The sequence below is a fragment of the Streptomyces sp. NPDC021020 genome (genome assembly GCF_044333285.1).
In the GTDB taxonomy this organism is placed as follows: Bacteria; Actinomycetota; Actinomycetes; order Streptomycetales; family Streptomycetaceae; genus Actinacidiphila.
The window spans coordinates 612030-638428 of the sequence record NZ_JBIRQQ010000001.1; the positions used below are offsets into that span (position 1 = coordinate 612030).

Annotated in this window: 29 protein-coding genes; 22 read left to right on the forward strand and 7 right to left on the reverse strand. The window is 72.1% G+C overall.

What is annotated here, in order from left to right; all coding sequences use genetic code 11:
• Nucleotides 1–11 precede the first annotated feature (11 nt).
• Nucleotides 12–692 carry a 2-phosphosulfolactate phosphatase gene (locus ACH4SL_RS02690; RefSeq protein ID WP_398441515.1) on the reverse strand — a complete coding sequence of 227 codons (681 nt, stop codon included), beginning with the start codon at nt 690–692 and terminating at the stop codon, nt 12–14.
• A 69-nt stretch (nt 693–761) separates the two neighbouring features.
• Here ACH4SL_RS02690 and ACH4SL_RS02695 point away from each other — a divergent pair, with 69 nt between their 5' ends.
• The 3 genes from ACH4SL_RS02695 to ACH4SL_RS02705 all read left to right on the forward strand — a co-directional run bounded on the left by ACH4SL_RS02695 (nt 762) and on the right by ACH4SL_RS02705 (nt 1949).
• The gene (locus ACH4SL_RS02695) at nt 762–1034 is read left to right on the forward strand and encodes a hypothetical protein (RefSeq protein WP_398441516.1); all 273 of its coding nucleotides are present in this window, start codon (nt 762–764) and stop codon (nt 1032–1034) included.
• Nucleotides 1035–1050: 16 nt separating this feature from the next.
• A complete protein-coding gene (soxR, locus tag ACH4SL_RS02700; RefSeq protein ID WP_398441517.1) occupies nt 1051–1530 on the forward strand; it encodes a redox-sensitive transcriptional activator SoxR in 480 nt (159 codons plus the stop codon).
• A gap of 116 nt (nt 1531–1646) precedes the next feature.
• Nucleotides 1647–1949 (forward strand): carboxypeptidase-like regulatory domain-containing protein, encoded by a 303-nt coding sequence (locus ACH4SL_RS02705; protein WP_398441518.1) that lies wholly within the window; start codon nt 1647–1649, stop codon nt 1947–1949.
• Between the two features lie 93 nt (nt 1950–2042).
• On the opposite strand, the gene ACH4SL_RS02710 is transcribed toward ACH4SL_RS02705, so the two are convergent.
• The 3 genes from ACH4SL_RS02710 to ACH4SL_RS02720 all read right to left on the reverse strand — a co-directional run bounded on the left by ACH4SL_RS02710 (nt 2043) and on the right by ACH4SL_RS02720 (nt 4122).
• Nucleotides 2043–2516, reverse strand: a complete 474-nt coding sequence (locus ACH4SL_RS02710) for a peptidoglycan-binding protein (protein WP_398441519.1) — start codon at nt 2514–2516, stop codon at nt 2043–2045.
• A 258-nt stretch (nt 2517–2774) separates the two neighbouring features.
• The gene (locus ACH4SL_RS02715) at nt 2775–3335 is read right to left on the reverse strand and encodes a hypothetical protein (RefSeq protein WP_398441520.1); all 561 of its coding nucleotides are present in this window, start codon (nt 3333–3335) and stop codon (nt 2775–2777) included.
• A 271-nt stretch (nt 3336–3606) separates the two neighbouring features.
• On the reverse strand, nt 3607–4122 hold the full coding sequence (locus tag ACH4SL_RS02720; RefSeq protein ID WP_398441521.1) for a hypothetical protein: 516 nt from the start codon (nt 4120–4122) through the stop codon (nt 3607–3609).
• Nucleotides 4123–4269: 147 nt separating this feature from the next.
• Between ACH4SL_RS02720 and ACH4SL_RS02725 the strand changes: the two genes are divergently transcribed.
• Both ACH4SL_RS02725 and ACH4SL_RS02730 read left to right on the forward strand, forming a co-directional pair.
• Nucleotides 4270–4791 carry a DinB family protein gene (locus ACH4SL_RS02725; RefSeq protein ID WP_398441522.1) on the forward strand — a complete coding sequence of 174 codons (522 nt, stop codon included), beginning with the start codon at nt 4270–4272 and terminating at the stop codon, nt 4789–4791.
• A gap of 151 nt (nt 4792–4942) precedes the next feature.
• Entirely contained in the window at nt 4943–6370 is a 1428-nt protein-coding gene (locus ACH4SL_RS02730) for an ATP-binding protein (RefSeq protein ID WP_398441524.1), read from the forward strand.
• A 43-nt stretch (nt 6371–6413) separates the two neighbouring features.
• On the opposite strand, the gene ACH4SL_RS02735 is transcribed toward ACH4SL_RS02730, so the two are convergent.
• Nucleotides 6414–7784 (reverse strand): ABC transporter ATP-binding protein, encoded by a 1371-nt coding sequence (locus tag ACH4SL_RS02735; protein ID WP_398441525.1) that lies wholly within the window; start codon nt 7782–7784, stop codon nt 6414–6416.
• A gap of 321 nt (nt 7785–8105) precedes the next feature.
• On the opposite strand from ACH4SL_RS02735, the gene ACH4SL_RS02740 reads away from it, so the two are divergent.
• Both ACH4SL_RS02740 and ACH4SL_RS02745 read left to right on the forward strand, forming a co-directional pair.
• A complete protein-coding gene (locus ACH4SL_RS02740; protein ID WP_398441526.1) occupies nt 8106–8819 on the forward strand; it encodes a DedA family protein in 714 nt (237 codons plus the stop codon).
• Between the two features lie 67 nt (nt 8820–8886).
• On the forward strand, nt 8887–10389 hold the full coding sequence (locus ACH4SL_RS02745; protein ID WP_398441883.1) for a threonine/serine exporter ThrE family protein: 1503 nt from the start codon (nt 8887–8889) through the stop codon (nt 10387–10389).
• Nucleotides 10390–10719: 330 nt separating this feature from the next.
• Here ACH4SL_RS02745 and dacB read toward each other — a convergent pair whose 3' ends face one another.
• A complete protein-coding gene (gene dacB, locus ACH4SL_RS02750; RefSeq protein ID WP_398441527.1) occupies nt 10720–11883 on the reverse strand; it encodes a D-alanyl-D-alanine carboxypeptidase/D-alanyl-D-alanine-endopeptidase in 1164 nt (387 codons plus the stop codon).
• Between the two features lie 390 nt (nt 11884–12273).
• Here dacB and ACH4SL_RS02755 point away from each other — a divergent pair, with 390 nt between their 5' ends.
• From ACH4SL_RS02755 to folE, 6 genes are all read left to right on the forward strand, one after another.
• Complete coding sequence (locus tag ACH4SL_RS02755) at nt 12274–12768, forward strand: inorganic diphosphatase (RefSeq protein WP_398176622.1); 495 nt, start codon at nt 12274–12276, stop codon at nt 12766–12768.
• Nucleotides 12769–12891: 123 nt separating this feature from the next.
• Nucleotides 12892–14076, forward strand: coding sequence for a zinc-dependent metalloprotease (locus ACH4SL_RS02760; RefSeq protein WP_398441529.1), 1185 nt, complete (start codon nt 12892–12894; stop codon nt 14074–14076).
• A gap of 271 nt (nt 14077–14347) precedes the next feature.
• Nucleotides 14348–15343, forward strand: coding sequence for a tRNA lysidine(34) synthetase TilS (tilS, locus tag ACH4SL_RS02765; protein WP_398441532.1), 996 nt, complete (start codon nt 14348–14350; stop codon nt 15341–15343).
• 58 nt (nt 15344–15401) lie between these two features.
• Nucleotides 15402–15956, forward strand: coding sequence for a hypoxanthine phosphoribosyltransferase (gene hpt / locus ACH4SL_RS02770; protein WP_398441533.1), 555 nt, complete (start codon nt 15402–15404; stop codon nt 15954–15956).
• A 247-nt stretch (nt 15957–16203) separates the two neighbouring features.
• Nucleotides 16204–18267: an ATP-dependent zinc metalloprotease FtsH gene (gene ftsH / locus ACH4SL_RS02775; RefSeq protein WP_398441534.1), complete on the forward strand. Its 2064-nt coding sequence runs from the start codon at nt 16204–16206 to the stop codon at nt 18265–18267.
• 120 nt (nt 18268–18387) lie between these two features.
• Entirely contained in the window at nt 18388–18996 is a 609-nt protein-coding gene (gene folE / locus ACH4SL_RS02780) for a GTP cyclohydrolase I FolE (protein ID WP_398441535.1), read from the forward strand.
• Here the strand turns inward: folE and ACH4SL_RS02785 are convergent.
• Nucleotides 18993–20105: an alpha/beta hydrolase gene (locus ACH4SL_RS02785; RefSeq protein WP_398441536.1), complete on the reverse strand. Its 1113-nt coding sequence runs from the start codon at nt 20103–20105 to the stop codon at nt 18993–18995. The two genes, folE and ACH4SL_RS02785, sit on opposite strands and share 4 nt — an antisense overlap.
• 211 nt (nt 20106–20316) lie before the next feature.
• Between ACH4SL_RS02785 and ACH4SL_RS02790 the strand changes: the two genes are divergently transcribed.
• The 9 genes from ACH4SL_RS02790 (at nt 20317) to ACH4SL_RS02830 (ending at nt 26350) form a co-directional block, all read left to right on the forward strand.
• Nucleotides 20317–22224: a phosphatidylglycerol lysyltransferase domain-containing protein gene (locus ACH4SL_RS02790; protein WP_398441537.1), complete on the forward strand. Its 1908-nt coding sequence runs from the start codon at nt 20317–20319 to the stop codon at nt 22222–22224.
• Between the two features lie 23 nt (nt 22225–22247).
• Nucleotides 22248–23147 (forward strand): dihydropteroate synthase, encoded by a 900-nt coding sequence (folP, locus tag ACH4SL_RS02795; RefSeq protein ID WP_398441538.1) that lies wholly within the window; start codon nt 22248–22250, stop codon nt 23145–23147.
• Nucleotides 23144–23614 (forward strand): nuclear transport factor 2 family protein, encoded by a 471-nt coding sequence (locus ACH4SL_RS02800; protein ID WP_398441539.1) that lies wholly within the window; start codon nt 23144–23146, stop codon nt 23612–23614. The genes folP and ACH4SL_RS02800 overlap by 4 nt, the downstream gene beginning before the upstream one ends.
• 16 nt (nt 23615–23630) lie before the next feature.
• Nucleotides 23631–23990, forward strand: coding sequence for a dihydroneopterin aldolase (gene folB, locus ACH4SL_RS02805; protein ID WP_398441884.1), 360 nt, complete (start codon nt 23631–23633; stop codon nt 23988–23990).
• Complete coding sequence (gene folK, locus ACH4SL_RS02810) at nt 23987–24598, forward strand: 2-amino-4-hydroxy-6-hydroxymethyldihydropteridine diphosphokinase (RefSeq protein ID WP_398441540.1); 612 nt, start codon at nt 23987–23989, stop codon at nt 24596–24598. Before folB ends, folK begins: the two co-directional genes overlap by 4 nt.
• Before the next feature lie 67 nt (nt 24599–24665).
• The gene (locus ACH4SL_RS02815; RefSeq protein ID WP_398441542.1) at nt 24666–25157 is read left to right on the forward strand and encodes a DUF3180 domain-containing protein; all 492 of its coding nucleotides are present in this window, start codon (nt 24666–24668) and stop codon (nt 25155–25157) included.
• A gap of 88 nt (nt 25158–25245) precedes the next feature.
• Nucleotides 25246–25332, forward strand: a complete 87-nt coding sequence (locus ACH4SL_RS02820; protein ID WP_398177597.1) for a putative leader peptide — start codon at nt 25246–25248, stop codon at nt 25330–25332.
• Nucleotides 25333–25403: 71 nt separating this feature from the next.
• Nucleotides 25404–25919, forward strand: coding sequence for a cysteine dioxygenase (locus tag ACH4SL_RS02825; protein ID WP_398441543.1), 516 nt, complete (start codon nt 25404–25406; stop codon nt 25917–25919).
• Nucleotides 25919–26350 (forward strand): rhodanese-like domain-containing protein, encoded by a 432-nt coding sequence (locus ACH4SL_RS02830; RefSeq protein ID WP_398441544.1) that lies wholly within the window; start codon nt 25919–25921, stop codon nt 26348–26350. The genes ACH4SL_RS02825 and ACH4SL_RS02830 overlap by 1 nt, the downstream gene beginning before the upstream one ends.
• The last annotated feature ends 49 nt before the right edge of the window (nt 26351–26399 follow it).

The window sequence follows — 26399 nt, forward strand, 5'->3', positions numbered from 1 at the left end:
CCGTACGCTCCTCAGGCCGCGGCGTACGGGCGCAGCACCATGTGCGCGCCCTCCACGGCGGCGACCATGGCGAAGGCGAAGCGGTCCAGCTCCAGGCAGAGCCCGACGTCCTCGGGGCGGGACCCCTCCCGCACCCCCTCCGCCAGTTCGGCGGCGGCGCGCGAATCCGCCGCCCGGCGCAGGTACTCCGCCGCGTCCGTCCCGCCCGTGCCGGCCGCGCGTCCGGCGATGTACTGGGCGCACGCCAGATCCTCCTCGGCCCGCCCGTCCTCGCCCGTGACCACGTACGTGACGCTCCCGGCCGCGCGCCTGCGCAGGACGTCGGCGGTCGCCTCCGCCACGACGAAGCTCGCGCACAGCACGAGCGACGCATCCTTGACGGCCAGCGCCCCGACCGTCCCGGACGTGGTCTTCTGCACGACCGTCCGCCCGCCGAGGTCCACGTCCCGCAGCAGGTAGGGCGAGTTGACGGCGTCGAACCCGGCCGCGGGCGCCCCGTCCTTGAGCGCCACCCACCCCGGGTGCGCGTGCGTGAGCGCGAGCGCCTCGTCCAGCGACCCGGCGAGCACGATCTTCTCGGCCCCCCGCTCGAAGACCCACGCCGCCGTGGTGAAGGCCCGCATGACGTCGAGCACGACGGCGACGGAGGGGGTGCCGTCCAACTCGGCGATACCGAGGAACCGGGAGTCCATGCGCACCATGATCGACCACCCCCGCCCGCCCGTGAACTGCACACGTCCGGCTCGGCGCTGAACTGGGTCGTGGCGGGCTACAACCTGGCCTTCGCGGCCATGACGATCGCCGCTTTCGGCGCCGCGCTCCTGGGATTCCTCGGCGGCCGCCTGGGCGACACGGGCCGGGCCGCCGCCGTCAGCGCCGGCCAACTCGACACCGCGCAAAGGGAATCCGAGGTGGCCGCCCTCACCTGGTCGTGGCGCACGACCCAGCTGGGTATCGGCCTGCTGTGCCTGGCTCTGTCGACCGTGGTCGTCCTGCTGATCCGCACCCACCACACTCGACGACGAACCGCCTGAGACCACGGAGGCCGCCGTGCACGCCAGTCCCGACGACCACCTCACGATCGGCGACGTCGTCCACCGCACCGGCGTCCCGGCCTCCGCCCTGCACTTCTACGAACGCAAGGGCCTGATCTTCTGCGAACGGGGCCACACCAACCAGCGCCTGTACCCCCGCCACATGCTCCGCCGCATCTCCTTGATCGTCATGGCCAAACGCCTCGGCATCCCCCTCGCCGACGTCGCGGCGATCTTCGTCACCCTCCCCACCGACCGCGCCCCCAGCCACAAGGACTGGCAGCGCGTCTCCCACGCGTGGAAGCGCCAACTGGAAGAACGCCGCCGCACGATCGAGGCCCTGGAGCAGGAACTGACGGGATGCATCGGCTGCGGCTGCCTGTCCATGAAGGCGTGCCTGCTCCTCAACCCCGACGACACCCTCGGCCCCCAGGGCCCCGGCCCGGTCCGCCTCCAGAACCCCGCCCCCGCAAGCCCCGCCCCCCGCAAGCCCTGATCCCAGGACGTCCCGATCCCCGCCGTAGCAGGGACACGTAGCCTGGTTCGCCGGACAGGAGGGGGTGGCCGGATGCCATGTCGGCCATTCCCGCGCACACACAGGGAGCGCAGGGAATGGACGAAGCCGATGTTCAGGACGCCAGCGCTCGGGAATGGGGCACCATAAGAGGGGTCGTCACGACTGCGGGCGGTGAAGCGGTCGGCGGCTACGCCGTGAGCGCGGTGCCGGACAGCCCGAGGCCGCTTCCCCTCATGGGTAACATCACGAACGGTGAGGGCCGCTTCGGAATACCGCTGCCGGCCGGTGGATATGTCATTCGGGTCCGGCACCCGGATTCCGCCGGCGTGTTCTTCGAATCCGCTCACGTCCTCCTGGCCAAAGCGGAGGAAGCGTTCGTGACGATCACCGTCGCCTGACGGCCGCCGCAGGCCCATGAGTGCGAGGTGCACGCACTGCGAGGCCGAGGCCCCGGTGGCGCGGGGCCACCGGAGCCTCGACGTGTTTGCCGGCTACTCCCAGGACTTGCAGTCCTTGAAAGCTCCCGTGGACGCCGTGTAGCGGCGGTGCAGAAGGTGCTTCGAGGTGATCTCGCCGTACTCCCCGTCATCCGTGATCTTCGCGCTGCGCTGCGCGGCGGCGAGTGCGGACCGGGTGGCGTTGCCGAAACTGCCGTCCACCGCGAGGCTGTTGTGGTAGCACTTGTTCAGGTCGTTCTGCAGTGCTTTCACGCCGGTGCCGGTGCTGCCGAAATCCATCCAGCAGTCCGTCCAGGAATCACCGTTGGACTCCTTGTACACGGGGAAGGCCCACAGGATGCTGCCGGTGCTGTTGGCCGCGACCTTGACGCTCGAATTGCACGGACCCTCCACGCTGATGGCGGCCGACGCGGTCGGGGCGATCGCGACGAGGCCGCCGACCAGCGCGGCTGTCGCGGCTCCTGCGACAACGAGGGATGTGACCTTCTTGGGGACGTGAATGGACACGAAATGCCGCCATTTCTCTCGGAGTTGGGGGATCCGGATGCGTGCAGGCGTCATTGAAGCACGGGCGGCATCCGTGCGTAAGTGCCGCGAGAGATCTCGGTGACCGCCCCGCGGGCCGACGCGTGAGCGGAATTCCTCATTCCTTCCCGCGAATTCACCGGGCCCTCATCCGCCCCCGCCGTCACGACGAACCCCTGCGCACCACGCGCGACCTTGTGAGGGCGAGCTTCTGTCGCCACGTGGACGAGCGGTGGAGACTTAGTCGATGTAGTCTTCTGCCGCGGGCCCGGCGCTGTAGCAGACACCTCCGTCTATCAGGATCGCGTAGCTACTGCCGGACTCGACTATGGCCCACGCCGGGCCCGCTCCCGCGCTCTTGAAGTTGAACGGCTGGGACGACCACGACCGGCGAGTCGCCAGGCCGCCGCCCCAGTGATGCGGAGTCTGTCCCCAGTTGTCGAGGACCGAGAGGTTCCAGTTGTAGTCGACGGCGAACCCGTCAATGCCGCTCAGCACAAAGCCTGTGGAAACCGTGGCCTGATGGTTGCCAATGTGTGTGATGGTGGCCGTCGAACTCCCGCAGTCTCCAGGATCAGTGACGCTCGTATTGGGTTGCACGGAGCCGTTCTTGACGGAGTATTCGTGCCCTTCGGAGTCAGTCTTGATGGTGTAGCCGTGAGCGGTAGCCACCGACCTGTCGTATCCGACGATCTGCATTCCGCGAGTCACGGTGGTCGTGGTGGAATCAGCCGCATGCGCCGGCATCGTCGGTATTGCGAGGGCGGCAACCGCAGCAGCGGCGCCGATAATGCGCTTCAATATTTCCCCCCTGTGTTTTCAGCAGCTACCTCTTGGCGGCTGCATCATTGACGCTATCCCGCTCCGCGCCACCTGACAGAAGAGGCCATCGGGCATGTCTTATTCTCAGTGGATGATGGCCGATTCTCGCGCTTTGACCGAAGATCCAATTTGAATCCATGCGGATTGGGTAATTCCGGATTGACGGTGACCGCAACGGCGGGTTCCGTTATGCCCTCCTTGTTGTGCAAGGTGAGCGCACGGGGGCAGGGTGTCAGCCCCTCGGGGTCGGTCAGACCCGGGGGAAGCGGGACGCGAGATAGGCCCGGCGGGCTTCGATGACCTGCTCAAGATCGGCAAGCGGATCGAAGGACAGGTCGCCCACGGGGCCGCGACCGGAGCTCACCAGGTGAAACGAGCCGAGATCCACTCGAAGGAGCCACGCGCCGGAGGGCTGCCGAAGCAGTACCCCTGAATTCTCGTGGTTCTCGATATCCACGTTGAGGTCTTCGGGTCGTGCGGAATCGAGCCCTGAGGGGACGTCCGGGGCGTAGCTCTGACCGAGGAGATCTCGCCAGGTCGTTACCTTGACGTGCGGCTGATTGGTGTCCCATGAGCCGTAAGCGAGAGTCAGGGACTGCAACGTTCCGTTGAAAGTGTGGTGTTCGGCCAAGGTGCAAGGTTCAAGCCACGGCGTTCGCAGGCAGTAGACGGGTCCTACCCTTGCCCGGAACGACTTCCTCAGGTTCTCGTAGGACAAATTTTGCAGGGCCCGTACGCGATCATCGTTGGCTTCGCTGCGATACATGCCACCAGGCTCTCACTCCGCTCTCACCGCCGAAAGTACCCGATCATGGAGCCGAGGCTGATTCATGGTGTGCGTGGCGGGGAACCGGGACGGGCAATCGCGTGGTGACGCCACCGTCAACCTGCACGACCTCATTAGGCTCGCGGCATGACGTCATGCGAGGAATGCGGGTTCGTGTACGACCTCGGGACCCCCGAGGAGTTCGCCGGGCAGGTCCGGGCCGCCGCCGAGGCGTGCGCGGAGCCGTTGCTCGGCGCACCGGGCGAGGCGCTGCGGCGGCGGCCCGCGCCGGAGACGTGGTCGCCGCTCGAATACGCCTGCCACGTACGGGACGTGCTGCTCGTCCAGCGCGAGCGCGTCCTCGCCGCCCGGCGGACGGACACCCCGGTCGCCGAGCCGATGGGCCGCGACGAGCGCGTGGAGCACGACGCCTACGCCGACCAGGCCCCCGCGGACGTGTCGCGGCAACTCCGGGACGCGGCCGCGATGTTCGCCCACACCCTCGACCGCCTGACCCCCGGCGACTGGGACCGCACGCTCGTCTACACCTACCCCGAGCGCGCGGAGCGCCCCCTGCGCTGGCTCGCCGCCCACACCCTGCACGAGCTGCGCCACCACTCCCAGGACATCACCCGCCACCTCCCCGCCGGTGAGCCGCTGAGCCGCTGAAGCCCTGACGCCTCCGCCGCCGCCCCGCGCGGGCCGGTCCACGGGTGCGCGAGGGGCGCGCGGGCGGCTCCGCCGGGCCGGGAGAGGAGCGCCGGGGAGAGTATCGGTTGCGATAGTATCGCTACTGGAACCATCTTCGGGAGGTCGGTGCATGCGGCGCTTTATAGGCCGGGAACGCGAGCTCAAGGTGCTCGGCGGCGCCCTGGAGGCGGTACGGGACGCAGCCGGGGGCGAGGCTCCGCAGCCGGGGCGGTGCGTGCTCATCCGGGGGCGCAGGCGCGTCGGGAAGTCCAGCCTCGTCGAGGAGTTCCTGCGGCGCACCGGGGTGCCGGCCCTCTTCTTCACCGCCGCGGGCGGCAGCGCCCAGGAGGAGCTGGAGGAACTGCACGACGCGGTCGCCAGATCCACGCTGCCCGAGCGCGGGCTCTTCCGGGAGGAGGCCCCCGCGCAGTGGAACGCCGCCCTCCGGCTGCTCGCCGAGAGCCTGCCCGAGGACACACCCAGTGTCGTCGTCATCGACGAGGTCCCCTACCTCATGGACCGCGTCGACGCCTTCGAGGGCGTGCTCCAGCGGGCTTGGGACCGCCTGCTCAGCCGCAAGCCCGTGCTGCTCCTGCTGATCGGCTCGGACCTGTCGATGATGGAGGCGCTGGACAGCTACGGCCGCCCCTTCCACCAGCGCGGCCGGGAGATGGTCGTCGGTCCGCTGACTCCCGCCGACATCGGGGAGATGCTGGACCTCGACCCGGCTGCGGCGTTCGACGCCGCCTTGATCACCGGCGGCCTGCCGCTGGTCTGCGCGGAATGGCGGCCCGGCGCGGACGTGTGGGAATTCCTTCGCGACTGCCTCGGCAACCCGACCTCGGCGCTGCTCGTCTCCGCCGAGCGGTCACTGGCCGCGGAATTCCCGCCGCAGGCCATGGGCCGGGAGGTGCTGCGGGCCATCGGCAGCGGGGAGCGCACCTTCACCAACATCGCCCGGGCCGCGGGCGGCATCTCCCACAGCACCCTCACCCGGGCCACCGAGGTCCTGACGGCCAAGCGCGTCGTGGCAGCCGAGCTCCCGCTGTCGCTGCGGCCGTCGAAGGAGCGCCGCTACCGCGTGGCCGACCCGTACCTGCGCTTCTGGCTCGCCTTCCTGGACCCGCACATGGCCGAGATCGAGCGCATGCGGGGGGATCTCACGCTGAGCCGCATCAGGGAGCGGTGGACCAGCTGGCGCGGGCGCGCCGTCGAGCCACTGGTCCGGGAGTCGCTCGCCCGGCTGCTGCCGGACGGGGCACTGCCCGCCGCCCCGGCGATCGGCGGCTACTGGACCCGTGGCAACGACGTCGAGATCGACCTGGTGGGTGCCGACCGGCAGCCCGTGGCCAGGACCCTGCTCTTCCTCGGCTCGGTCAAATGGCTGGAGCACTCCGCCTTCGACGCCCACGACCTGGCCGCCCTCCACAAGCACCGCGCCGCCCTGACCGACGAGCCGGTGCCGCTCGTCGCCGTCTCCCGCAGCGGAGTCTCCTGCTCGGGGCTCCAGGCCGTGTACGGGCCCGGGGAACTGCTCGCAGGGTGGCGGGAGAGGTGACGGGCGGGACCCGGGAGGGGGCCGGGTCCCGCCCGGTGGGGGGCTATTCCAGGCGCGGGGCGCGGGTGGGGGCCGGGCAGATGCGCTGGCCGGTGTTGTCGAAGATGTAGAGGTGGGCCAGGTCGACCAGGAGCGGGACCCGGTCGCCGCGGCGCAGCCGGACGTCGGGGCCGGTGCGTACGACGAGGTCGCCGGTCTGCGTCTCGGGGGTCGACGGGCGGTCGATCACCGACACCGGGGAGGACCCGGAGTGCGCGCCCGAGGACGAGTCGCGGTCCATGACGCTGGCCTGGATCCGCCGCGCCGCCTTCTGCGCGAGCTTGCCGAGCCCCGTGCCGTTCGCCGCCGCGCCCCGCCGGGAGCCGTTCTTCGCGGCCTCCGGGCGCGGCGCCTCCAGCTCGGGCACGATCGCCGGGCGCGACCCCGTGTTGAGGTGCACCAGCGACTCGTGGCCCTGGTACTCGACGTGCTCGACGATCCCGGACAGCACGACCTCGCCCGGCTGCGCCTGGCTCGGCTGCGCGATCCGCACCGCCTCCGAGCGCAGCCCGACGATGATGTTGCGGCCCTGCTGGATGCGCAGCATCTGGTGGTCGTAGCTGAGCGGCTCGGGCAGGCCCAGGCGCTGCCGTCCGAAGTCGATCCACATCCCGCCGGTGAGCGGCGCGAGCACGGTCGCCTGGAGCAGGTTGATCCGCGGGGTGCCGACGAACGCGGCGACGAAGACGTTCTGCGGCAGGTGGTACGCGAGCCGGGGCGACGAGACCTGCTGGAGCACTCCGCTGCGCATGATCGCGACCCGGTCGCCGAGCGACATCGCCTCGGCCTGGTCGTGCGTGACGTACACCGTCGTGACGCCCATGCCGTGCGTGAGCCGGGCGATCTCCGCGCGCAGGTGCGAGCGCAGCTTCGCGTCGAGGTTGGACAGCGGCTCGTCCATCAGGAAGACCGAGGGGTGCCGGGAGATCGCCCGGCCCATCGCGACGCGCTGCCGCTCGCCGCCGGACAGCTGCCCGGGGAAGCGGTCCAGGATCTCCTCGATGCCCAGCGTGCGGGCGGTCTCGTCGATCCGCGGCCCGTGGTCCTCTCCCGGCATCTCGAAGCGCAGCGGGAAGCCGATGTTCTCCCGGCTGGTCATGCTCGGGTAGAGGGCGAAGTTCTGGAAGACCATCGCCATCTTGCGGTCGCCGGGGGCGAGGTCGTTGGAGTATTCGCCGTCGAGCAGCAGCTCGCCGGTGGTGATGTCCTCGAGACCGGCGATCATCCGCAGGACCGTCGACTTGCCGCAGCCCGACGGCCCGAGGAGCACCAGGAACTCGCCCGGGGCGATGTCCAGCGAGAACCGGTCCACGGCTGGCGACGGCTCTTTCGGGTAGTACTTGGAAACTTCGTGCAGGGTGATGGCGCGAGTCATAACGGGAGCCGCCAGATGGTTCGGACGCGGTGACGGGACACGTGGGGGGGAACGTGTGGGGGAGCGGGACATGTGAGACGCCTGTGTGGCGCTCGCTCAAAGAGGTGCATGTGACGAAAGTGACCTGTGGTGCTTGAGGTGCGCGGGATGCCCGGGGTGCTGGGAGTGCTCGGTGGGATTCATGCGCTTGTGGCGCTTGTGACCCAAGGGGTAAGACTTGCCGGACTTGCGGTGGTGCGGGGGTGACGCTGCGGAGAAGGTAGTCCACCGCACACTGCTTGCGGAACGTTTGTATCAACACTCCATTGATACTTTTGGAGCGTGACGAACCTCGCGCTCGGTCCGAGCTGGCTCTCTCCCGACCACTTGATCAACACATACGGCCTGTGGGGCGTGCTGCTGATCGTGTTCGCGGAGTCCGGGCTGCTGATCGGATTCTTCCTGCCCGGCGACTCGCTGCTGTTCACCACCGGGCTCCTCGTGGCAGGTGGGACCCTGCACAGGCCGCTGGGCCTGGTGGCCGTGCTGATCGCGCTGGCCGCCGTCCTCGGGCAGCAGGTCGGCTACTGGTTCGGGCGCAAAGTGGGCCCCTCGCTCTTCCGGCGGCCCGACTCCCGGCTGTTCAAGATGGAGAACATCGAGAAGGCCCACGGCTTTTTCGAGCAGCACGGTTCGAAAGCCATCGTGATGGCGTGCTTCGTTCCGGTGGTCCGGACCTTTACGCCGATCGTCGCAGGCGTCAGCCGAATGAACTACCGCACCTTCGCCACCTTCAATGTCATCGGCGGCTGCCTGTGGGGCGCGGGCGTGACCCTGCTGGGCTACTGGCTCGGGCAGATCGATTTCGTCAAGGACAACATCGAGGCGATCCTCGTCCTCGTCGTGCTCGTCTCCGTCGTCCCGCTCGGAATCGAATACCTGCGGTCGCGGCGCAAGGGCCAGTCAGCGGCCCCGGCCGGCGGCGCGGGCGACTCCGGCGAGCTGGCCGGCACCGCCCCGCGCGCCGGCGGCCGCCACCGCGCGCAGAAGGGCTGAGGCAGCCGTGGCGGGCCCGCGACCCGGGGACGACGACGCTCCCGACGCGGGCCCGCGCGCGTACCGGATGCCCGGCGGGGCGGGCCCGGCCTTCACCGCGCCGCCCGAGATGCCCGGCGGTGCGGGCTCGGCCTTCACCCCGCCCGAGGGCATCCCCGTCATCGCCCTGCCGCCGGACGACGCCCGGTGGCAGGACCGCATGCGCACCATGGTCCGGCTCTCCGTCACCGAGCGCCCCGTCCCCGACTACCTGCTCGCCCGCCAGGAGTCCGGGCACGCCCTGTCCGTGCCGCGCGTCCTCGACCTCACCCTCCGCATCGGCGAGCTGCTGCTCGCGGGCGGCGAGGGCGCGGAGGACGTCGAGGCCGCGATGCTCGGGGTGGCGTACGCGTACGGGCTCGTACGGGTCGAGCCCAACGTCACCTTCACCCTGCTGGGCATCTCCTACCAGCCCTCCCTCACCGAGCCGCCGCTCAGCACCACCCGCACGGTGCGCCGCCGCGGCACGGACTACACCCGGCTCGCCGCCGTCTACCACCTCGTCGACGACATCACCGCCGGGGACGCCACGCTGGAGGACGCGTACCGGCGGCTCGCCGACATCCGCCGCAACCGGCACCCGTACAGCAGCTGGTTCCTCACCGGCGCCGCCGGGCTGCTCGCGGGCGCGGCGAGCCTGCTCGTCGGCGGCAACCTGATCATCTTCCTCGCGGCCGCGCTCGCCGCGATGGTCGGCGACCGGCTCGCCTGGCTGCTCGCCGGGCGCGGGCTGCCGGAGTTCTACCAGTTCGCCGCCGCGGCCATGCCCGCCGCCGCGATGGGCGTCCTCGTCGACCGCGCGCACTGGATCCCCGGGACGGCCGGGGTCCAGTCCTCCGCCGTCATCACCGGCGGACTCTTCGCGCTGCTGCCCGGCCGCGCGCTCGTCGCCGCCGTCCAGGACGGCCTCACCGGCTTCTACATCACCGCGTCCGCGCGCCTGCTGGAGGTCATCTACCTCGTCGTCGGCATCGTCATCGGCGTCACCCTCGTCCTCTACGCGGGCGTCCGCTTCGGCGTGACGCTCAACCCCGACCAGGCGCTGCGCGCGTACGACCAGCCGTGGGTCCAGCTCATCGCGGCGATGGTGCTGACGCTGGCCTTCGCGGTGCTCCTCCAGTGCGAGCGGGGGGTGCTCGTGCTCGCCACCCTCAACGGGGGAGTCGCCTGGACCGTCTACGGCGTCCTGCACTTCCAGGCGGGCGGCAACCAGGTCGCGGCGACGGCCGCGGCCGCCGGGCTCGTCGGGCTCTTCGGCCAGCTCATGGCCCGCTACCGGTACGTCTCCGTCCTCCCGTACGTGACGGCGGCGATCGGGCCCCTGCTGCCCGGCTCGGCCACGTACTTCGGCCTTCTCGCCGTGACCCAGGGTCACGCGTCGGCGGGCGCGACCCAGCTCACCCGGGCGGCCGCCCTCGCCCTCGCCCTCGCGATCGGCGTCAACCTCGGCAACGAGGTCGCCCGCCTCGCCCTCCCGACCCCGGGCCCGGCCGCCCCCCGCCGCGCGGCGAAGCGCACCCGCGGCTTCTGAGCTTTTCCGCGCCTCCGGCGCGGGGTTTTCCCACCCGCACCACCCGTGCGAGTCAGATGTCGTCTGACGGTCCTCCAGCGGGGCGCAACCACCGTCGGCGGCGAGCCCGCCGTACGACAGGAGGGGGACGATCCGGGGGTGCCCCCGGAGGAATGCGCACTCCGGGGCTTACCAACTCGGGGAGAGGTCAGACGCGCATTCCGAGGAGGTACCCCCGGAGTGGCACCCGACCCACCCGCCGGGCTGCCGCGCAGGGGCGCGAGGAACTGCGCGGCCAGCCACCCACCCGCCGCAAGGTCTCGGCAGCGCCGGGAGAGGCAGCCCGGTGAGTCACCCGCCGGCCACCTCCGACGCGAGAGCGTCAAGCGCGGATTCCGCCGCCCCCGGGGACGTCGAGCCGTGGGTCATGAAGGCGAAGGCGAGCACCCGGCCCGACGGGGTGACCGTCACACCGGCGATCGTGTTGACGCCCGTCAGCGTGCCGGTCTTCGCGCGGACCACCCCCGCCCCGGGGGCCGCCGCGAAGCGGGAGGCGAGCGTGCCGGTGAAGGCGGCTATGGGGAGCCCGTCGAGAACGGGGCGCAGCTCCGGGTGGTCCGGCGAGGCGGCCAGCACCAGCAACCGGGTCAGCGCCGCGGGCGCGAGCGCGTCCGCGCGGTTGAGGCCGCTGCCGTCGGTGAAGACGGCGTCCCCGAGCGGCACCCCGTACGTCCGCAGCGCCTGCGGGAGCGCCTTCGCAACACCGGCGAAGCTGAGCGGCTGCCCGGACGCGCGGGCGACCTGCCGGGCGAGCGCCTCGGCGATGTCGTTGTCGGAGTCCGTGAGCATCCGCTCGACGAGCTGGTCGAGCGGCGCCGAGTGGTGGGCGGCGAGCCGCGCCCCGCCCGCACCGCTCGCCTTCTTCGGGGTGCCGGTCACGGTGACGCCGTGCGACTCCAGGAGGTGCGCGAACTGCTGGGCGGCGGAGCGGGCCGGGTCGAGGGAGCGGGTGGCGGGGCCGGTGCTGTCCGGGTCGAGGCGGCCCTCGGAGGCCATGAGCGCGGTGACGGGCGCGAGGTTCTCGTTGACGCCGATGGGGTGGAGCAGGGGACCGGAGTAGTACGAGGTGTCGTACCCCAGGCGTACGGAGGTCGTCCCGCGGGCGTGCAGCGCGGCGGCGGTGTCGGCGGCGAGCCGGTCGAGCGTGAGGGTGGGGTCGCCGCCGCCGACGAGGACGACCCGGTCGCCGGAAGTGGCGACGGCGGTGGTCGTGAGGGTGTACGTGTCGCCGAGGGTGCCGAGCGCGGCGACGGCGGTGGCGAGCTTGGTGGTGGACGCGGGTGTCGTGGCGGTGCCGGACCGGTGGTCGTACAGCACCTGCCCGCTGGCGACGTCGAGCACGGACCCGGTGCGTACCGTCCCCAGGCCCGGCGCGGCCATGAGCGGCCCCAGCCTCGCGGCGAGGTCCGCGGCGAGCGAGGCGGGCGGCTGCCCGCTCCCGGCGGCGGCGAACACGGGCCCGGCGGTGGGCGCGTGGGCCCCGACGAGGTCGACGCCGGCGCACGCCCCGGCGGGCGTACCCCCGGCGGCCCCCGCGGACGCACCGGCCCCCCCGGCGGCGCCGGCACCGCACGGCGTACCCGGCGCCGCATGCGCAGCCCCGTGTTTCGGCCCCGCCGAGCGCGATGCGGCAGAGGACCGTTCCGCCGTACGCTGGCCCGCGTCCCACGGTCCCGCCGCGGTCACCGCGACCGCGGCGAGCACCGCACCCACTGCCGCGGATATCCCCACGACCTGCACCGTTCTGCTGAGCGGCACCCCCGACCAGCCCCTTTCACGACCACCCACTTGCGTGGGAGACACTTAACCACCCGCACTATGCGCTGATCATGGAGGAGTACGGCCTTGGAGTTCGACGTCACGATCGAGATCCCGAAGGGTTCGCGGAACAAGTACGAGGTGGACCACGAGACCGGTCGTATCCGCCTGGACCGCAGGCTCTTCACCTCGACCAGCTACCCCGCCGACTACGGCTTCATCGAGAACAGCCTCGGCCAGGACGGCGACCCGCTGGACGCGCTGGTCCTGCTGGACGAGCCGACCTTCCCCGGCTGCCTGATCACCTGCCGCGCCATCGGCATGTTCCGCATGACGGACGAGGCCGGCGGCGACGACAAGGTGCTGTGCGTGCCGGCGTCCGACCCGCGTGTGGAGCACCTGCGGGACATCCACCACGTGAGCGAGTTCGACCGGCTGGAGATCCAGCACTTCTTCGAGGTCTACAAGGACCTGGAGCCCGGCAAGTCCGTCGAGGGCGCCGACTGGGTCGGCCGCGCCGAGGCCGAGGCCGAGATCGAGGACTCCTTCCGCCGTCTGAAGGAGCACGGGCCGGGCCACTGAGCACCGGGCACGACGCTTCCGCCGAGGGGCGGGCCGCGGGGGGACCCCGTACGGCCCGTCCTTCCGCACGTCCGGCTCCGTCCGGGCGCCCCAAAGCACGGACCGGCAACGTACCGTGAAGGCATGACGAGCATCGGTGGAAGCGAGATGGTCGACTGGAACCTCGCCGTGGCCACGGCGCAGCGGCTCACCCGGCCCGGTCCCGAGGTGAGCCGGGACGAGGCCCGCGCGATCGTGGCCGAGCTGCGCGGGCACGCGCTGGACTCGGAGGCGCACGTCCGCGCCTTCACCCGGATGTACGGCGAGGACGCGCCGCCGCACGGCACCCCCGTGCTCGTCGTGGACCGCGCCGGGTGGGTGCGGGCCAACGTCGCGGGCTTCCGCGAGGTGCTCAAGCCGCTGCTGGTCAAGATGCAGGCGCGGCGCCCGGGCGGGCCCGGCGGGGCGGTGCTCGGCACGGTCGGCGGCAAGGTGACGGGTGTCGAGGTCGGGATGCTGCTGAGCTTCCTGTCCTCGCGGGTGCTGGGGCAGTACGAGACGTTCGCGCCGCCGAGCCGGGAGATGCCCGCCGGGCCGGTCAAGCCCGCGCCGGGGCAGTCGCGGGCCGGGCGGCTGCTGCTCGTCGCGCCGAACATCGTGCACGTCGAGCGGGAGCTGGACGTCGACCCGCACGACTTCCGGCTGTGGGTGTGCCTGCACGAGGAGACGCACCGCACGCAGTTCTCGGCGGTGCCGTGGCTGCGCGACCACATCGAGGCCGAGATCCAGTCCTTCCTCGGCGAGACCGAACTGGACGCCTCGACCGTGGTGGAGCGGGTCCGGCAGGCCGTGCAGTCCTTCGGCGGGCAGAACGGGGCCAGGGAGCAGGAGGAGGCCGAGGGCCACGAGGAGGAGCCGGACGGCGGGCGCAGCCTCGTCGACCTGGTGCAGACGGCCTCGCAGCGGGAGATTCTGGCCCGGCTGACCGGCGTGATGTCGCTGCTGGAGGGCCACGCCGACTACGTGATGGACGGCGTGGGGCCCGAGGTCGTGCCGTCGGTCGCGGAGATCCGGGAGAAGTTCGGCCGCCGCCGGGCCAGCGGCGCCGGGCGGCTGGACCAGGCGCTGCGCCGGCTGCTGGGCCTGGACGCGAAGCTGCGGCAGTACCGCGACGGCGAGCGGTTCGTGCGGGCGGTCGTGGACGAGGTCGGCATGGACGGCTTCAACAAGGTGTGGACGTCGCCGAACACGCTGCCGACGAAGGCGGAGATCGCCAGGCCCGCGGACTGGGTCGCGCGGGTGCACGCCCGCCCCGCCGCCGAGGACTGACCGCCCCGCGGCGTCGGCGTGCGTCCCCTCCCGCGCCCCCGGGAGGGGGCACGTGTGCCCCCTCCCGGGGGCGTGTGCCCCCGGGAGGGGGCACACGCCCCCGGTTCACCCGTCCGAGGGACCGTAAGCGCAGGGTAGGGCGTGCGATGCTCGGGTAATGCCCGGGCTTCTGTCACCATCTGAATACCCTGCGTCATCAACTCCCGAACTTCGCGAGCTTCCCGTGCTCGGCGACGTTCTCGCACCCAGCCTCCTCAGGAGGGAACCGGACATGGGACCCCACCCCACGGTCGCGGCGATACGCCTGGCGGTCCGCCGCGTCCTGCACGACGTCCTCGGCTCGTCCGCCGACCCGCACCCCCTGGTGCTCGCCGCATGCAGCGGCGGCGCCGACTCCATGGCGCTCGCCGCCGCCCTCGCCTTCGAGGGCCCCCGCCTCGGCGTGCGCTCCGGCGCGGTCACCGTCGACCACGGCCTGCAGGACGGCTCCGCCGTGCGCGCGCAGGAAGTGGCCGGGCGGCTGCGCGCCCTCGGCCTCGACCCGGTCGACGCCGTCGGCGTGACCGTCGGCCGCCAGGGCGGCCCCGAGGCCGCCGCCCGCGACGCCCGCTACGCCGCCCTCGACGCGGCCGCCGAACGCTTCGGCGCCGCGGCCGTGCTCCTCGGTCATACCCGCGACGACCAGGCAGAAACGGTGCTGCTCGGGCTCGCCCGCGGCTCCGGGATCCGGTCGCTGTCCGGCATGGCCGCGGTGTCCGGCGTGGGCGGCCGCTACCGCCGCCCCTTCCTGCTGCTCGACCGCGACACCGTACGCCAGGGCTGCCTGGCCCAGGGCATCACCGTGTGGGAGGACCCGCACAACCACGACCCCGCCTACACCCGCTCGCGGGTCCGCCACGAGGCGCTGCCGGTGCTGGAGAAGTCGCTCGGCAAAGGCGTCGTCGAGGCCCTGGCCCGTACCGCGCAGCTGTCCCGGGACGACGCCGACGCGCTCGACCAGTGGGCCGCCGACGCGCAGGCCGACGCGGCGGGCGACGACGGCAGCCTCGACGTGCGGCGGCTGTCCACCCTGCCGGCCGCGGTGCGCCGCCGGGTGCTGCGCCGTACCGCCATCGCCGCGGGCTCGCCGCCCGGCTTCCTCTTCGCCCGGCACATCGAGGAGGTGGACCGCCTGGTCACCGGCTGGCGCGGCCAGAAGGCGCTCAACCTGCCGGGCGGCGTCGCCGTCCGGCGGGCCAATGGCAGACTGGTCTTCTCGCCGTCGTAGCCAAGGGTGGGCCGACGTGCGCCGACGTGGACCCGAGCAGCTGAGGACGTACAGGGCAGTGAACGAGATCGACATGGGTACGGACCTGGAGAAAGTGCTCATCTCCCAGGCCGAGATCGACGCGAAGCTCGCCGAGCTGGCCGCACAGATCGACCAGGACTACGCGGGCCGGGAGCTGCTGATCGTCGGCGTCCTCAAGGGCGCGGTCATGGTCATGGCGGACCTGGCCCGCGCCCTGTCCACCCCCGTCACGATGGACTGGATGGCGGTGTCCTCCTACGGGGCGGGCACCAAGTCCTCCGGCGTCGTCCGCATCCTCAAGGACCTGGACACCGACATCGCCGGCCGCCATGTGCTGATCGTCGAGGACATCATCGACTCCGGCCTGACGCTCTCCTGGCTCATCAGCAACCTGGGCTCGCGCGGCCCGGCCTCGCTGGAGGTCTGCACGCTGCTGCGCAAGCCCGAGGCGGCCAAGGTGGAGATCGACGTCAAGTACACCGGCTTCGACATTCCCAATGAATTCGTCGTGGGATACGGCCTGGACTACGCCGAGAAGTACCGGAATCTGCCCTTCGTGGGCACCCTCGCGCCGCACGTCTACGGCGGCTGACCGGCCTGCCCGCGGGCCCGGCCGCGGGGCGGCCGGATCCGTCCGGGCGGCCCCGGGGAACCTGCGCCGATTTCCCGGCGTTGGAGCAGGAAAGCGGGTTGGTTAACAGTCGGCGGCGCCCTCGGGTGACAATGCTGGGGTACCGTCCGAAGGTCGGGTCATTACAACACCGGATGCACAGGCCGCCTGACAGGCGGTGAGGTGCCTCACTGTGGCAGGAGGGACGGGGCGGTTTCGCCCCGCATGGATGGACGTGAAGCGCTATTTCCGTGGGCCAGTCATGTGGATCGTGCTGGTTGTCCTCGCCGTGGTCGTGTTGATGCAGGTCGTCTCGTCCGGCGGCGGCTACAAGACGGTGGACACCGGCGCGGTTCTGCACGCGATCGACACCAATCAGGCCAAGTCCGCCGAGCTGACGACCGGCGACGACAACTCGATCAAGGTCCAGCTCAAGGACGGCGTCAAGATCGAGGGCAGCTCCAAGATCCGCGCCAGCTACATCGGCGACCAGGGCGCGGCCATCGCCGAGGATCTGCAGAAGATCGTCGACGGCAAGGTCCCGGGGGTCAAGCTCCCGGACAAGTACACCGTCTCGCAGTCCAAGCAGAACGCCTTCGTCGGCATCCTGCTGTCGCTGCTGCCCTTCGTGCTGATCGTGGTGGTCTTCCTCTTCCTGATGAACCAGATGCAGGGCGGCGGCTCGCGCGTCATGCAGTTCGGGAAGTCCAAGGCCAAGCTGATCACCAAGGACACCCCCAAGACGACGTTCTCCGACGTCGCGGGCTGCGACGAGGCCGTCGAGGAGCTCCAGGAGATCAAGGAGTTCCTCCAGGAGCCCGCCAAGTTCCAGGCCGTCGGAGCCAAGATCCCCAAGGGCGTACTGCTCTACGGCCGCCCCGGTACGGGCAAGACGCTGCTCGCCCGGGCCGTCGCCGGTGAGGCGGGCGTCCCCTTCTACTCGATCTCCGGTTCCGACTTCGTCGAGATGTTCGTCGGTGTCGGCGCCAGCCGGGTGCGCGACCTGTTCGAGCAGGCCAAGGCCAACGCGCCGGCGATCGTCTTCGTCGACGAGATCGACGCCGTCGGCCGGCACCGCGGTGCGGGCCTCGGCGGCGGCCACGACGAGCGCGAGCAGACCCTCAACCAGCTGCTGGTCGAGATGGACGGCTTCGACGTCAAGGGCGGTGTGATCCTCATCGCCGCGACCAACCGGCCCGACATCCTCGACCCGGCGCTGCTGCGCCCGGGCCGCTTCGACCGGCAGATCGCGGTCGACCCGCCGGACCTGATGGGCCGCCTGGAGATCCTCAAGGTGCACCAGAAGGGCAAGCCCATCGCGCCGGACGTCGACATGATGGCCGTCGCCCGCCGCACCCCCGGCTTCACCGGCGCCGACCTGAGCAACGTGCTCAACGAGGCCGCCCTGCTGACCGCCCGCAGCGACAAGAAGCTGATCGACAACGGGATGCTCGACGAGGCCATCGACCGCGTGGTGGCCGGTCCGCAGAAGCGCACCCGCATCATGTCGGACAAGGAGAAGAAGATCACCGCCTACCACGAGGGCGGACACGCCCTGGTCGCGGCGGCCTCTCCCAGCTCCGACCCGGTGCACAAGGTCACGATCCTCTCCCGCGGCCGCGCCCTCGGCTACACGATGGTGCTGCCCGACGAGGACAAGTACTCGACCACGCGCAACGAGATGCTCGACCAGCTCGCGTACATGATGGGCGGCCGGGCCGCGGAGGAGCTCGTCTTCCACGACCCGACCACGGGCGCGTCCAACGACATCGAGAAGGCCACCGCCACGGCCCGCGCGATGGTCACGCAGTACGGCATGACCGAGCGCCTCGGCGCGATCAAGTTCGGCTCCTCCGACTCCGAGCCCTTCCTCGGCCGTGAGATGGGTCACCAGCGCGACTACTCGGAAGAGGTCGCCGGGCTGGTCGACGAGGAGGTCAAGAAGCTGATCGAGACCGCGCACAACGAGGCCTGGGAGATCCTGGTCGAGAACCGCGACGTGCTCGACAACCTGGTGCTCGCCCTGCTGGAGCGGGAGACGCTGAACAAGGAGGAGATCGCCGAGATCTTCGCCCCGATCGTCAAGCGCCCCTCGCGCCCGGCCTGGACCGGCTCCGCCCGCCGTACGCCGTCCACCCGGCCCCCGGTGCTCTCGCCGAAGGAGCTGGCGCTCACCAACGGCAGCCAGCCCGCCAACGGCAGCGGCCCGGCGGCGGTCTCCACCGCCAAGCCGCCGACCGAGCCCTCCGCCGGTCCGACGGCCCCGCCGGAGGACGGCCAGAGCGACAGCTGAGCGCCCCCGCCCGCGGCGAAGCCGCAGGTCCGGAGGCAGCCCGGAATGAAGGCCGCGGTCCCAGGGTTCTACCCTGGGACCGCGGCCTTTTATTGTCAGCACCGCAGGAACGAGGCACCCATGACGGACCCCGTGACGCTCGACGGCGAGGGGACCATCGGCGAGTTCGACGAGAAGCGCGCCGCGGCCGCCGTGCGCGAGCTGCTCATCGCCGTCGGCGAGGACCCGGACCGCGAGGGCCTGCGGGAGACGCCGGGGCGTGTCGCGCGGGCCTACCGCGAGATATTCGCCGGCCTGTGGCAGGAGCCGGAGGACGTCCTGACGACGACCTTCGACCTCGGGCACGACGAGATGGTGCTGGTCAAGGACATCGAGGTGATGTCCTCGTGCGAGCACCACCTGGTGCCCTTCGTCGGCGTCGCCCACGTCGGCTACATCCCCTCGTCGTCCGGCAAGATCACCGGCCTGTCCAAGCTGGCCCGCCTCGTCGACGTCTACGCCCGCCGCCCCCAGGTGCAGGAGCGGCTCACCACCCAGGTCGCCGACGCGCTCATGCGCATCCTGGAGCCGCGCGGGGTGATCGTCGTCGTCGAGTGCGAGCACATGTGCATGACGATGCGCGGGGTGCGCAAGCCCGGCGCGAAGACGATCACCTCCGCGGTACGGGGCCAGCTGCGCGACCCGGCCACGCGGTCGGAGGCCATGAGCCTGATCATCGGGCGCGGCTAGACCCCTTCCAGCCGGGAGCTGACCCACTCCAGCGCCGCCGGGATCTCGCGGTTCCAGGTGTTGAAGTTGTGGCCGCCGCTGGGCAGGATGATCGACGAGATGTGGGTCGGGGCGCCGGCCGCGGCGATGAAGCGCTGGGTGGCCGGGTAGTTGTGCTCGCCCTTGCGGCTGCTGGTCACCAGCAGGCTCACCGGGGGGTGCGGCAGATGGCGCAGCCGCCACATCAGGTCGTTCTCGTCGCGGCGCCGGGTGCTGCCGCCGTAGAGGTCGCCGGTCGTCGCGTCCTGCGGGGCGCCGTAGTCCGCGGACAGGCCGACGGCCACCGAGAAGCTGCCCGGGTCGCGCAGGGCCAGTTTGAGGGCGCAGTAGCCGCCGGTGGAGTCGCCGATCACCGCCCAGTTCCGCGGGCCCGCCGCCACCCGGTAGCGGGAGGTGATCTGGGCCGGCACGTCCTTCGCGAAATACTCCTCCGTCTGCGGCCCGCCCGGCACGTCCGTGCACTCGGTGTCGCGCGGCGGGGCGACGGTCGGCCGCATCATGACCATCACCATCGGCCGGGCGCGGCCCGCCCGCACCTGCCCGGCGTTGACCGCCGGATACCGCAGCTTCTTGTAGAGGGCCTCGGCCGTGCCCGGGTAGCCGGTGAGGACCAGCAGCGCCGGGAAGCGGGCGGTGGGCTCGCGGAAGTACTCGGGCGGCAGGTAGACGTACGCCTTGCTGGTGATGCCGGACACCCCGCCGGCGATCGCCACCTGCTGGATCAGCCCGCCGCGCCGCTCCGAGCCGGCGGGCGCGCCCTTGCGTACCGTGCCGAGCACCCGCATCCCGCCCCCCTGCGGTGAGCCGAGCCCGTGGTCGACGACGACCCCCGGCGTGGTCTCGCGGCCGAAGAGGTCGGCCCAGGAGGCGTAGAAACCGAAGGAGGTGTTCAGCGCCAGGCCGATGGCGGCCATCAGGGACAGCTGGGTGCCCAGCAGGATCCCCACCCGGCCCAGTATCGGCAGCAGGCCGCGGCGGGAGAGCCGGGGCCAGAGCCACACCGTGAGAATGAACAGGGCGAGCGCCAGCAGCACGGCTGCCAGCAGCACCTTCTTGCTCGTGAGACCCATGTCGGCTGGTGTGCTTTCTGCGTCGTCGTCCAGTGGTACGTTCCGGGACGCAACCCGAGCAGCCAGGTTTCCGTCCTAGAGGGCGCAAAAATTCGTACTGGAGCAGATTGCGGGATGTGCCCGTGATTTCCCGGTGATGCTGTGGTTTGGTGACTCATGTCTGTAGTGCTAGAGGGAGAAAGCCCGGTACGGGTTCCGCGGGCGGTGTGTGATGTCGGCTGACCGGCAGTCCTCGGAGCGCAGGCACCGCTGGCCGGTGCCGTCGCGAGCCGTACCCAGGATCATCGGCAGCGCCACGGCCGTGATCGGCCTGCTGGACGTGGTCTCCGCGGTCTTCCCGGCCTTCCGCAACGGCCGGATGCACCACCTGGCCGCGGTCTTCCCCGGCACCGTCAGCACCCTGGCCGGGGCGACCGCGATCGTCACCGGCATCCTGCTGCTGATGCTCGCGCACGCCCTGAAACGCGGAAAGGTCCGCGCGTGGTGGGCGACCGTCGCCCTGCTGCCGGTCGGCGCCGCCACCCAGCTGATCTACCGGCACTCCTCCTTCGGCGCGTGCGTGTCGCTCGTGCTGCTCGCGGTGCTGGTACGCAACCGGCGCGAGTTCACCGCGCTGTCCGACCCGCGCACCCGCTGGCGGGCGCTGGTGAACTTCGTGGTGCTCGGCGCCGCCGCCTTCGCCCTCGGCCTGGTCATCACCAGCGCGCACCCCGCCTCCGAGCGCGGCAACCCCGGGCTGCTCGACCGCTGCCAGCACGTGCTGCTCGGCCTCTTCGGCGTCGAGGGGCCCGTCGACTACACCAGCGACCGGGTCGGCGACCTCGTCGGCTACTCCCTCGGCGGCCTCGGCCTGCTGATCGCCGCCTCCACCGCCTACCTCGCGCTGCGCCCGGCCCGCCCGGTCGCCGAGCTGAGCGAGGCCGACGAGGCCCGGCTGCGCGCGCTGCTGGCCCGGCACGGCGGCCGCGACTCGCTCGGGCACTTCGCGCTGCGCCGCGACAAGTCCGTGGTCTTCTCGCCCAGCGGCAAGGCCGCCGTCTGCTACCGGGTGGTGTCCGGCGTGGCCCTGGCTGGCGGCGACCCGATCGGCGACGTCGAGGCGTGGCCCGGCGCGATCGAGTGCTTCATGGAGCTGGCCCGCGCCCACGCGTGGCTGCCCGCGATCGTCGGGTGCAGCGAGACCGGCGCCGAGGTGTGGACCCGCGAGACCGGCCTGGACGCCCTGGAGCTGGGTGACGAGGCCATCGTCGACACCGACCGCTTCACCCTCGAAGGCCGCGCCATGCGCAATGTGCGGCAGATGGTCAAGCGCATCGAGCGCGCCGGGTACGTCACCCGGGTACGCCGGGTGCGCGACCTCGGCGAGGACGAGAAGCAGCAGGTCAGGCTGGCCGCCGACGCCTGGCGCGGTACGGACACCGAGCGCGGCTTCTCCATGGCGCTGGGCCGCTTCGGGGAGGACGTGGACGGCGACTGCGTCGTGGTCACCGCCCACAAGGAGCCCGAGGCGGGCGCCGCCCACCCTGAGCTGGGCGACCTGCGGGCCGTGCTGCACTTCGTGCCGTGGGGCCGGGACGGGATGTCGCTGGAGATGATGCGCCGCGACCGCACCGCCGACCCGGGCCTGAACGAGCTGCTGATCGTCGCCGCCCTCCAGCAGGCCCCGGGCCTCGGCGTGGCGCACGTGTCGCTGAACTTCGCGATGTTCCGCTCGGCGCTCGCCCGCGGTGAGCGGATCGGCGCGGGGCCGGTGCTGCGCGGCTGGCGCGGGCTGCTGGTCTTCCTGTCGCGCTGGTTCCAGATCGAGTCGCTGTACAAGTTCAACGCGAAATTCCAGCCCGAGTGGGTGCCCCGCTTCCTGGTCTTCCCCAACTCCCGCGACCTGCCCCGTATCGGCTTCGCGACCATGCAGGCCGAAGGCTTCGTGACGCTGTCGCTGCCGCTGCCCGACGCCGTCCAGCGCTTCCTGCCCGGCCGGGCCCGCCGCCCGCACCGTCAGCGTTCCGGTTACGCCGTGCCGCCGGACCACGCCGGGGCGCGGGAGGCGTGCGCGGGCTCCGGGGCCGGTGCGGACGGCGAGGCCGGGGAGGGCGCGGACAAGCGGAGTGCGGTCGCCTGACCCGTACCGCCTACGCTGGTCGCATGAGTACCCAGCAGGGTCCCGCCGGACCCGTAGGACTGCCGCAGTGGGACCGCTGCGCGGTCATGGGCGTGGTCAACGTCACGCCGGACTCGTTCTCCGACGGCGGGCGGTGGTTCGACGCCGAGCTGGCCGTCAAGCACGGCCTGGACCTCGTCGCGCAGGGCGCCGACCTGGTCGACGTGGGCGGCGAGTCCACCCGGCCGGGCGCCGCGCGGGTCGACGAGGCCGAGGAGCTGCGCCGGGTGCTCCCGGTGGTGCGCGAGCTGGCCGCGGCGGGGGTGCTCGTGAGCGTCGACACGATGCGCGCGACCGTCGCCGAGCAGGCGCTCGCTGCGGGCGCGTGCCTGGTCAACGACGTGAGCGGCGGCCAGGCCGACCCCGCGATGATCCCGGTCGTCGCGGCCTCCGGCGCACCCTTCGTCGTCATGCACTGGCGCGGCCAGAGCATCGACATGAACAACCGGGCCGTCTACGCCGACGTGCTCCGCGAGGTCCTCGACGAGCTGCGCGCCGCCCTGGACCGCGCGGTCGCCGGCGGCATCGACCCCGAGCGCGTCGTCCTCGACCCGGGCCTCGGCTTCGCCAAGGAGACCCCGCACGACCTGGCGCTGCTCGCCCACCTCGGCGAGCTGCGCCGGCTCGGCCGCCCGCTGCTGGTGGCCGCCTCCCGCAAGCGCTTCCTCGGCCGCGTCCTGGCCGGCGACACGGCCGCGGCGCCGCCGCCCGCCCGCGAGCGGGACGCCGCGACCGCCGCCGTCACCGCGATCGCCGCCCGCGAGGGCGCCTGGGCGGTGCGGGTGCACGAGGTGCACGCGAGCGCCGACGCCGTGCGCGTCGCGCGGGCCATCTCCGCGGCGGCGGGGGATACCGGAACCGGCGGCGAAGGGACGGGCGCATGACGGCGAAGACGGCGGAGGCGCGCGCGGTCGAGCGGGCCAACCAGGCCTTCTACGACGCGGTGGAGAACTCCGACCTCGACGCCCTGGAGCAGGTCGTCCTCGACGGCCCGCTCGCCGAGACCGTCGCCGTCGTCCACCCCGGCTGGCCGGTATTGCGCGGGCGCCGCGAGGTCATGCGGTCCTTCGCGCTCATCATGGCCAACACCGACTACATCCAGTTCTTCCTCACCGACGTCGAGATCGGCGTGGACGGCGACGCCGCCGTCGTCACCTGCACCGAGAACATCCTCACCGGCGGTCCCGAGGAGGAGGACGACCCGGCCGGCTCGTCGCTCGTCGGCGGGCTCGTCGTGGCCACCAACGTCTTCCGGCGCACCGCCGACGGCTGGCAGCTGTGGGTCCACCACGGCTCCCCGGTGCTCGCCGAGCAGGACGACGAGACCGCAGCGGCGGAGAACGAGGAGTGAGGTACCGGTGACTGCCATGGACACGGTCGCACTGCACGGCCTGAAGGTGCTCGGACACCACGGGGTCTTCGCGCACGAGCGGGAAGAGGGCCAGATCTTCGTGATCGACCTGGTCATGCGGCTGGACACCGCCCCCGCGGCGGCCGGTGACGACCTCGCCAGGACCGTGCACTACGGTGTGGTCGCCGAGGAGGTCGCGGCCGTCGTCTCCGGCGAGCCCGTCGACCTCATCGAGACTCTTGCCCAGCGCATCGCCGACACCTGCCTGGGGCACGAGGCCGTTCAGGAGGTCGAGGTGACCGTGCACAAGCCCGACGCCCCCATCGCCGTGCCCTTCGACGACGTGACCGTGACCATCACCCGGAGGCGCCCGTGACCGCCGAATGGCCGCAGCAGTCCGCTGATCCCACCGTCCAGCCCGTCCCCGCGGCGGTCGTCGCCGCCGTCGACGCGGCCGACAGCACCTTGCAGAACCCGCAGACCGCCGTCATCGCCCTGGGCGGCAACCTCGGCAACCGGCTGGAGAACCTCCAGGGGGCCGTCGACGCGCTGGAGGACACCCCCGGGGTACGCGTCAAGGCCGTCTCCCCGGTCTACGAGACCGAGCCGTGGGGGGTGCCCGCGGGCAGCCAGCCCGGCTACTTCAACGCCGTCGTCCTCATCCGCACCACCCTGCCGCCCGGCTCCCTGCTGGAGCGCGCGCACGCGATCGAGGAGGCCCACTCCCGGGTCCGCGCCGCGCACTGGGGCCCGCGCACCCTCGACGTCGACATCGTCGCCTACCAGGGCGTCCGCTCCGACGACCCCGTCCTCACACTGCCCCACCCCCGCGCCCACGAGCGCGCCTTCGTCCTCGTACCGTGGTACGACGTCGACCCGGCCGCCGAGGTGCCCGGCCGCGGCTCCGTCGCCGACCTGGTCGCCGCGGTGGACCGGCAGGGCGTGCAGCGCCGCGACGACCTGGAACTCCGGCTGCCCGAGTAGACGTTGCGTGAATGGCCGTGATCGGCCGGAAGCTGTGGGGGATGGTCGACATGGAGGCGGGCGCTCGGTGAGCACACTGCGAATCAGGACGCTGGCAGGGCTCTTCGCGGCCGCCCTGGTCGTGGCGTGGTCCGCGGCGCGGCTGTGGGACACGCTGGGCACGCTGCCCGGCGTGCCCGTGGCCGCGCCCATCGTCCTGGCGGTGATAGCGGCGGCGCTGCTCGCCACCGGCCTCTCGCTGCGGTCGCGGCTGCGGGCGCAGCGCGAGCGGCGTCCCGGCGCGAAGGGCGTCGATCCGCTCGCGGCGGCCCGCGCGCTCGTCTTCGCGCAGGCCAGCGCGCTGGTGGCCGCGCTGGTGGGGGGAATGTACGGAGGCACGTGCCTCTACCTCATCATGTACAAGCTCGACATGGACCCGCGCCGCCAGCAGGCCGTCTACGCGGGCCTGGCCTTCCTCGCCGGGATCGCGGTGGTGGCGGCGGCGATCTTCCTGGAGCGCGTCTGCAAGCTCCCCGAGGACCAGGACGGCCCCCCGGGAGCCCACCCCACCCGCCGCTGAGCCCGGCGGGGCCCGGGCCTCCGCGTTCCGGGGTGCCCCGGCGGGGCCGGGTTGACCCCGGGGGGATCGGCGTGGGAAGTTCGGGAGCGTGAAGGTACGTACGCCCAAGCTGACCCGGAGGGTCCATCTGGACCTGCTCCGGTACGCGGGCTGCGTGTGTACGGCCGCGCGCTGAGCTTCGCGTTCGCCGAGTCTCAGCGCGCCTCAGGGCCCGCCGTCGACCTTCGCACCCCCGGGTGGATACCCATGCTCACCTCACGCCGTAAGGCAACCGCGCCCACTGCCGCGGAACTGCTGGACTTCGCGCGGCGCACCGCCGCCGACACCGCGCTCGTACGCGATCTACCCCTCGACCCGGACGGCCGCACCTGGGTGCGGCTGGAAGGCCCGGCCGGCTCCGAGGCCTGGCTCATCGGCTGGCCCCCGGGCGCCGAGACCGGCTGGCACGACCACGGCGGCTCCTACGGCGCCTTCGTCACGGCGGCGGGCGAGCTGACGGAGCTGTCGCTCGCGGTGCCGCTGCCCACGCAGGGCTGGCGGGCGCTGGAGCTGGCCGACGGGGTCGACCGCAGCCGCGTCCTGCCGGAGGGCAAGGGGCGGGCGTTCGGGCGGCACCATGTGCACCAGGTCGAGAACCGCTCCCCGCGCACCCACGCGGTGTCCGTGCACGCCTACTACCCGCCGCTGCCGCTCATGCGCCGCTTCAGCCGCAAGGGCGGCACCCTGCGGCTGGAGCTGGTCGAGCGCCCCGAGGAGTGGTGATGGCGCCCTCGCTGGACGCGCACCTGGCCGCGCTGCGGTCGACGTACCGCAGGCTCGGCCCGGCGGAGGCGGCGGCCGCGGCGGAGGGCGGCGCGCTGCTCGTCGACATCCGCTACGGGGCCCTGCGCGACCGGGACGGCACGATCCCGGGCGCGGCGGTCGTGGAGCGCAACGAGCTGGAGTGGCGCCTGGACCCGCAGGGTTCGCACCGGCTGCCGGAGGCCGTGTCGTACGAGCTGCCGGTGGTGGTGATCTGCAACGAGGGCTACGCCTCGACGCTCGCGGTGGCGTCGCTGCGGGCCCTGGGCCTGACGGCGGTGACGGACCTGGCCGGCGGCTTCCAGGCCTGGCGCGCGGCGGCCCTGCCGGTGACGCCCCCGGACGGCACGCCGACGCGGCCGTCGCCGTCGATCGCGGGTGCGGGGCACTGACCGTCAGCGCGGCTGACGGTCAGGCCGGCTGAGCGGCCCGGGGCCGCGT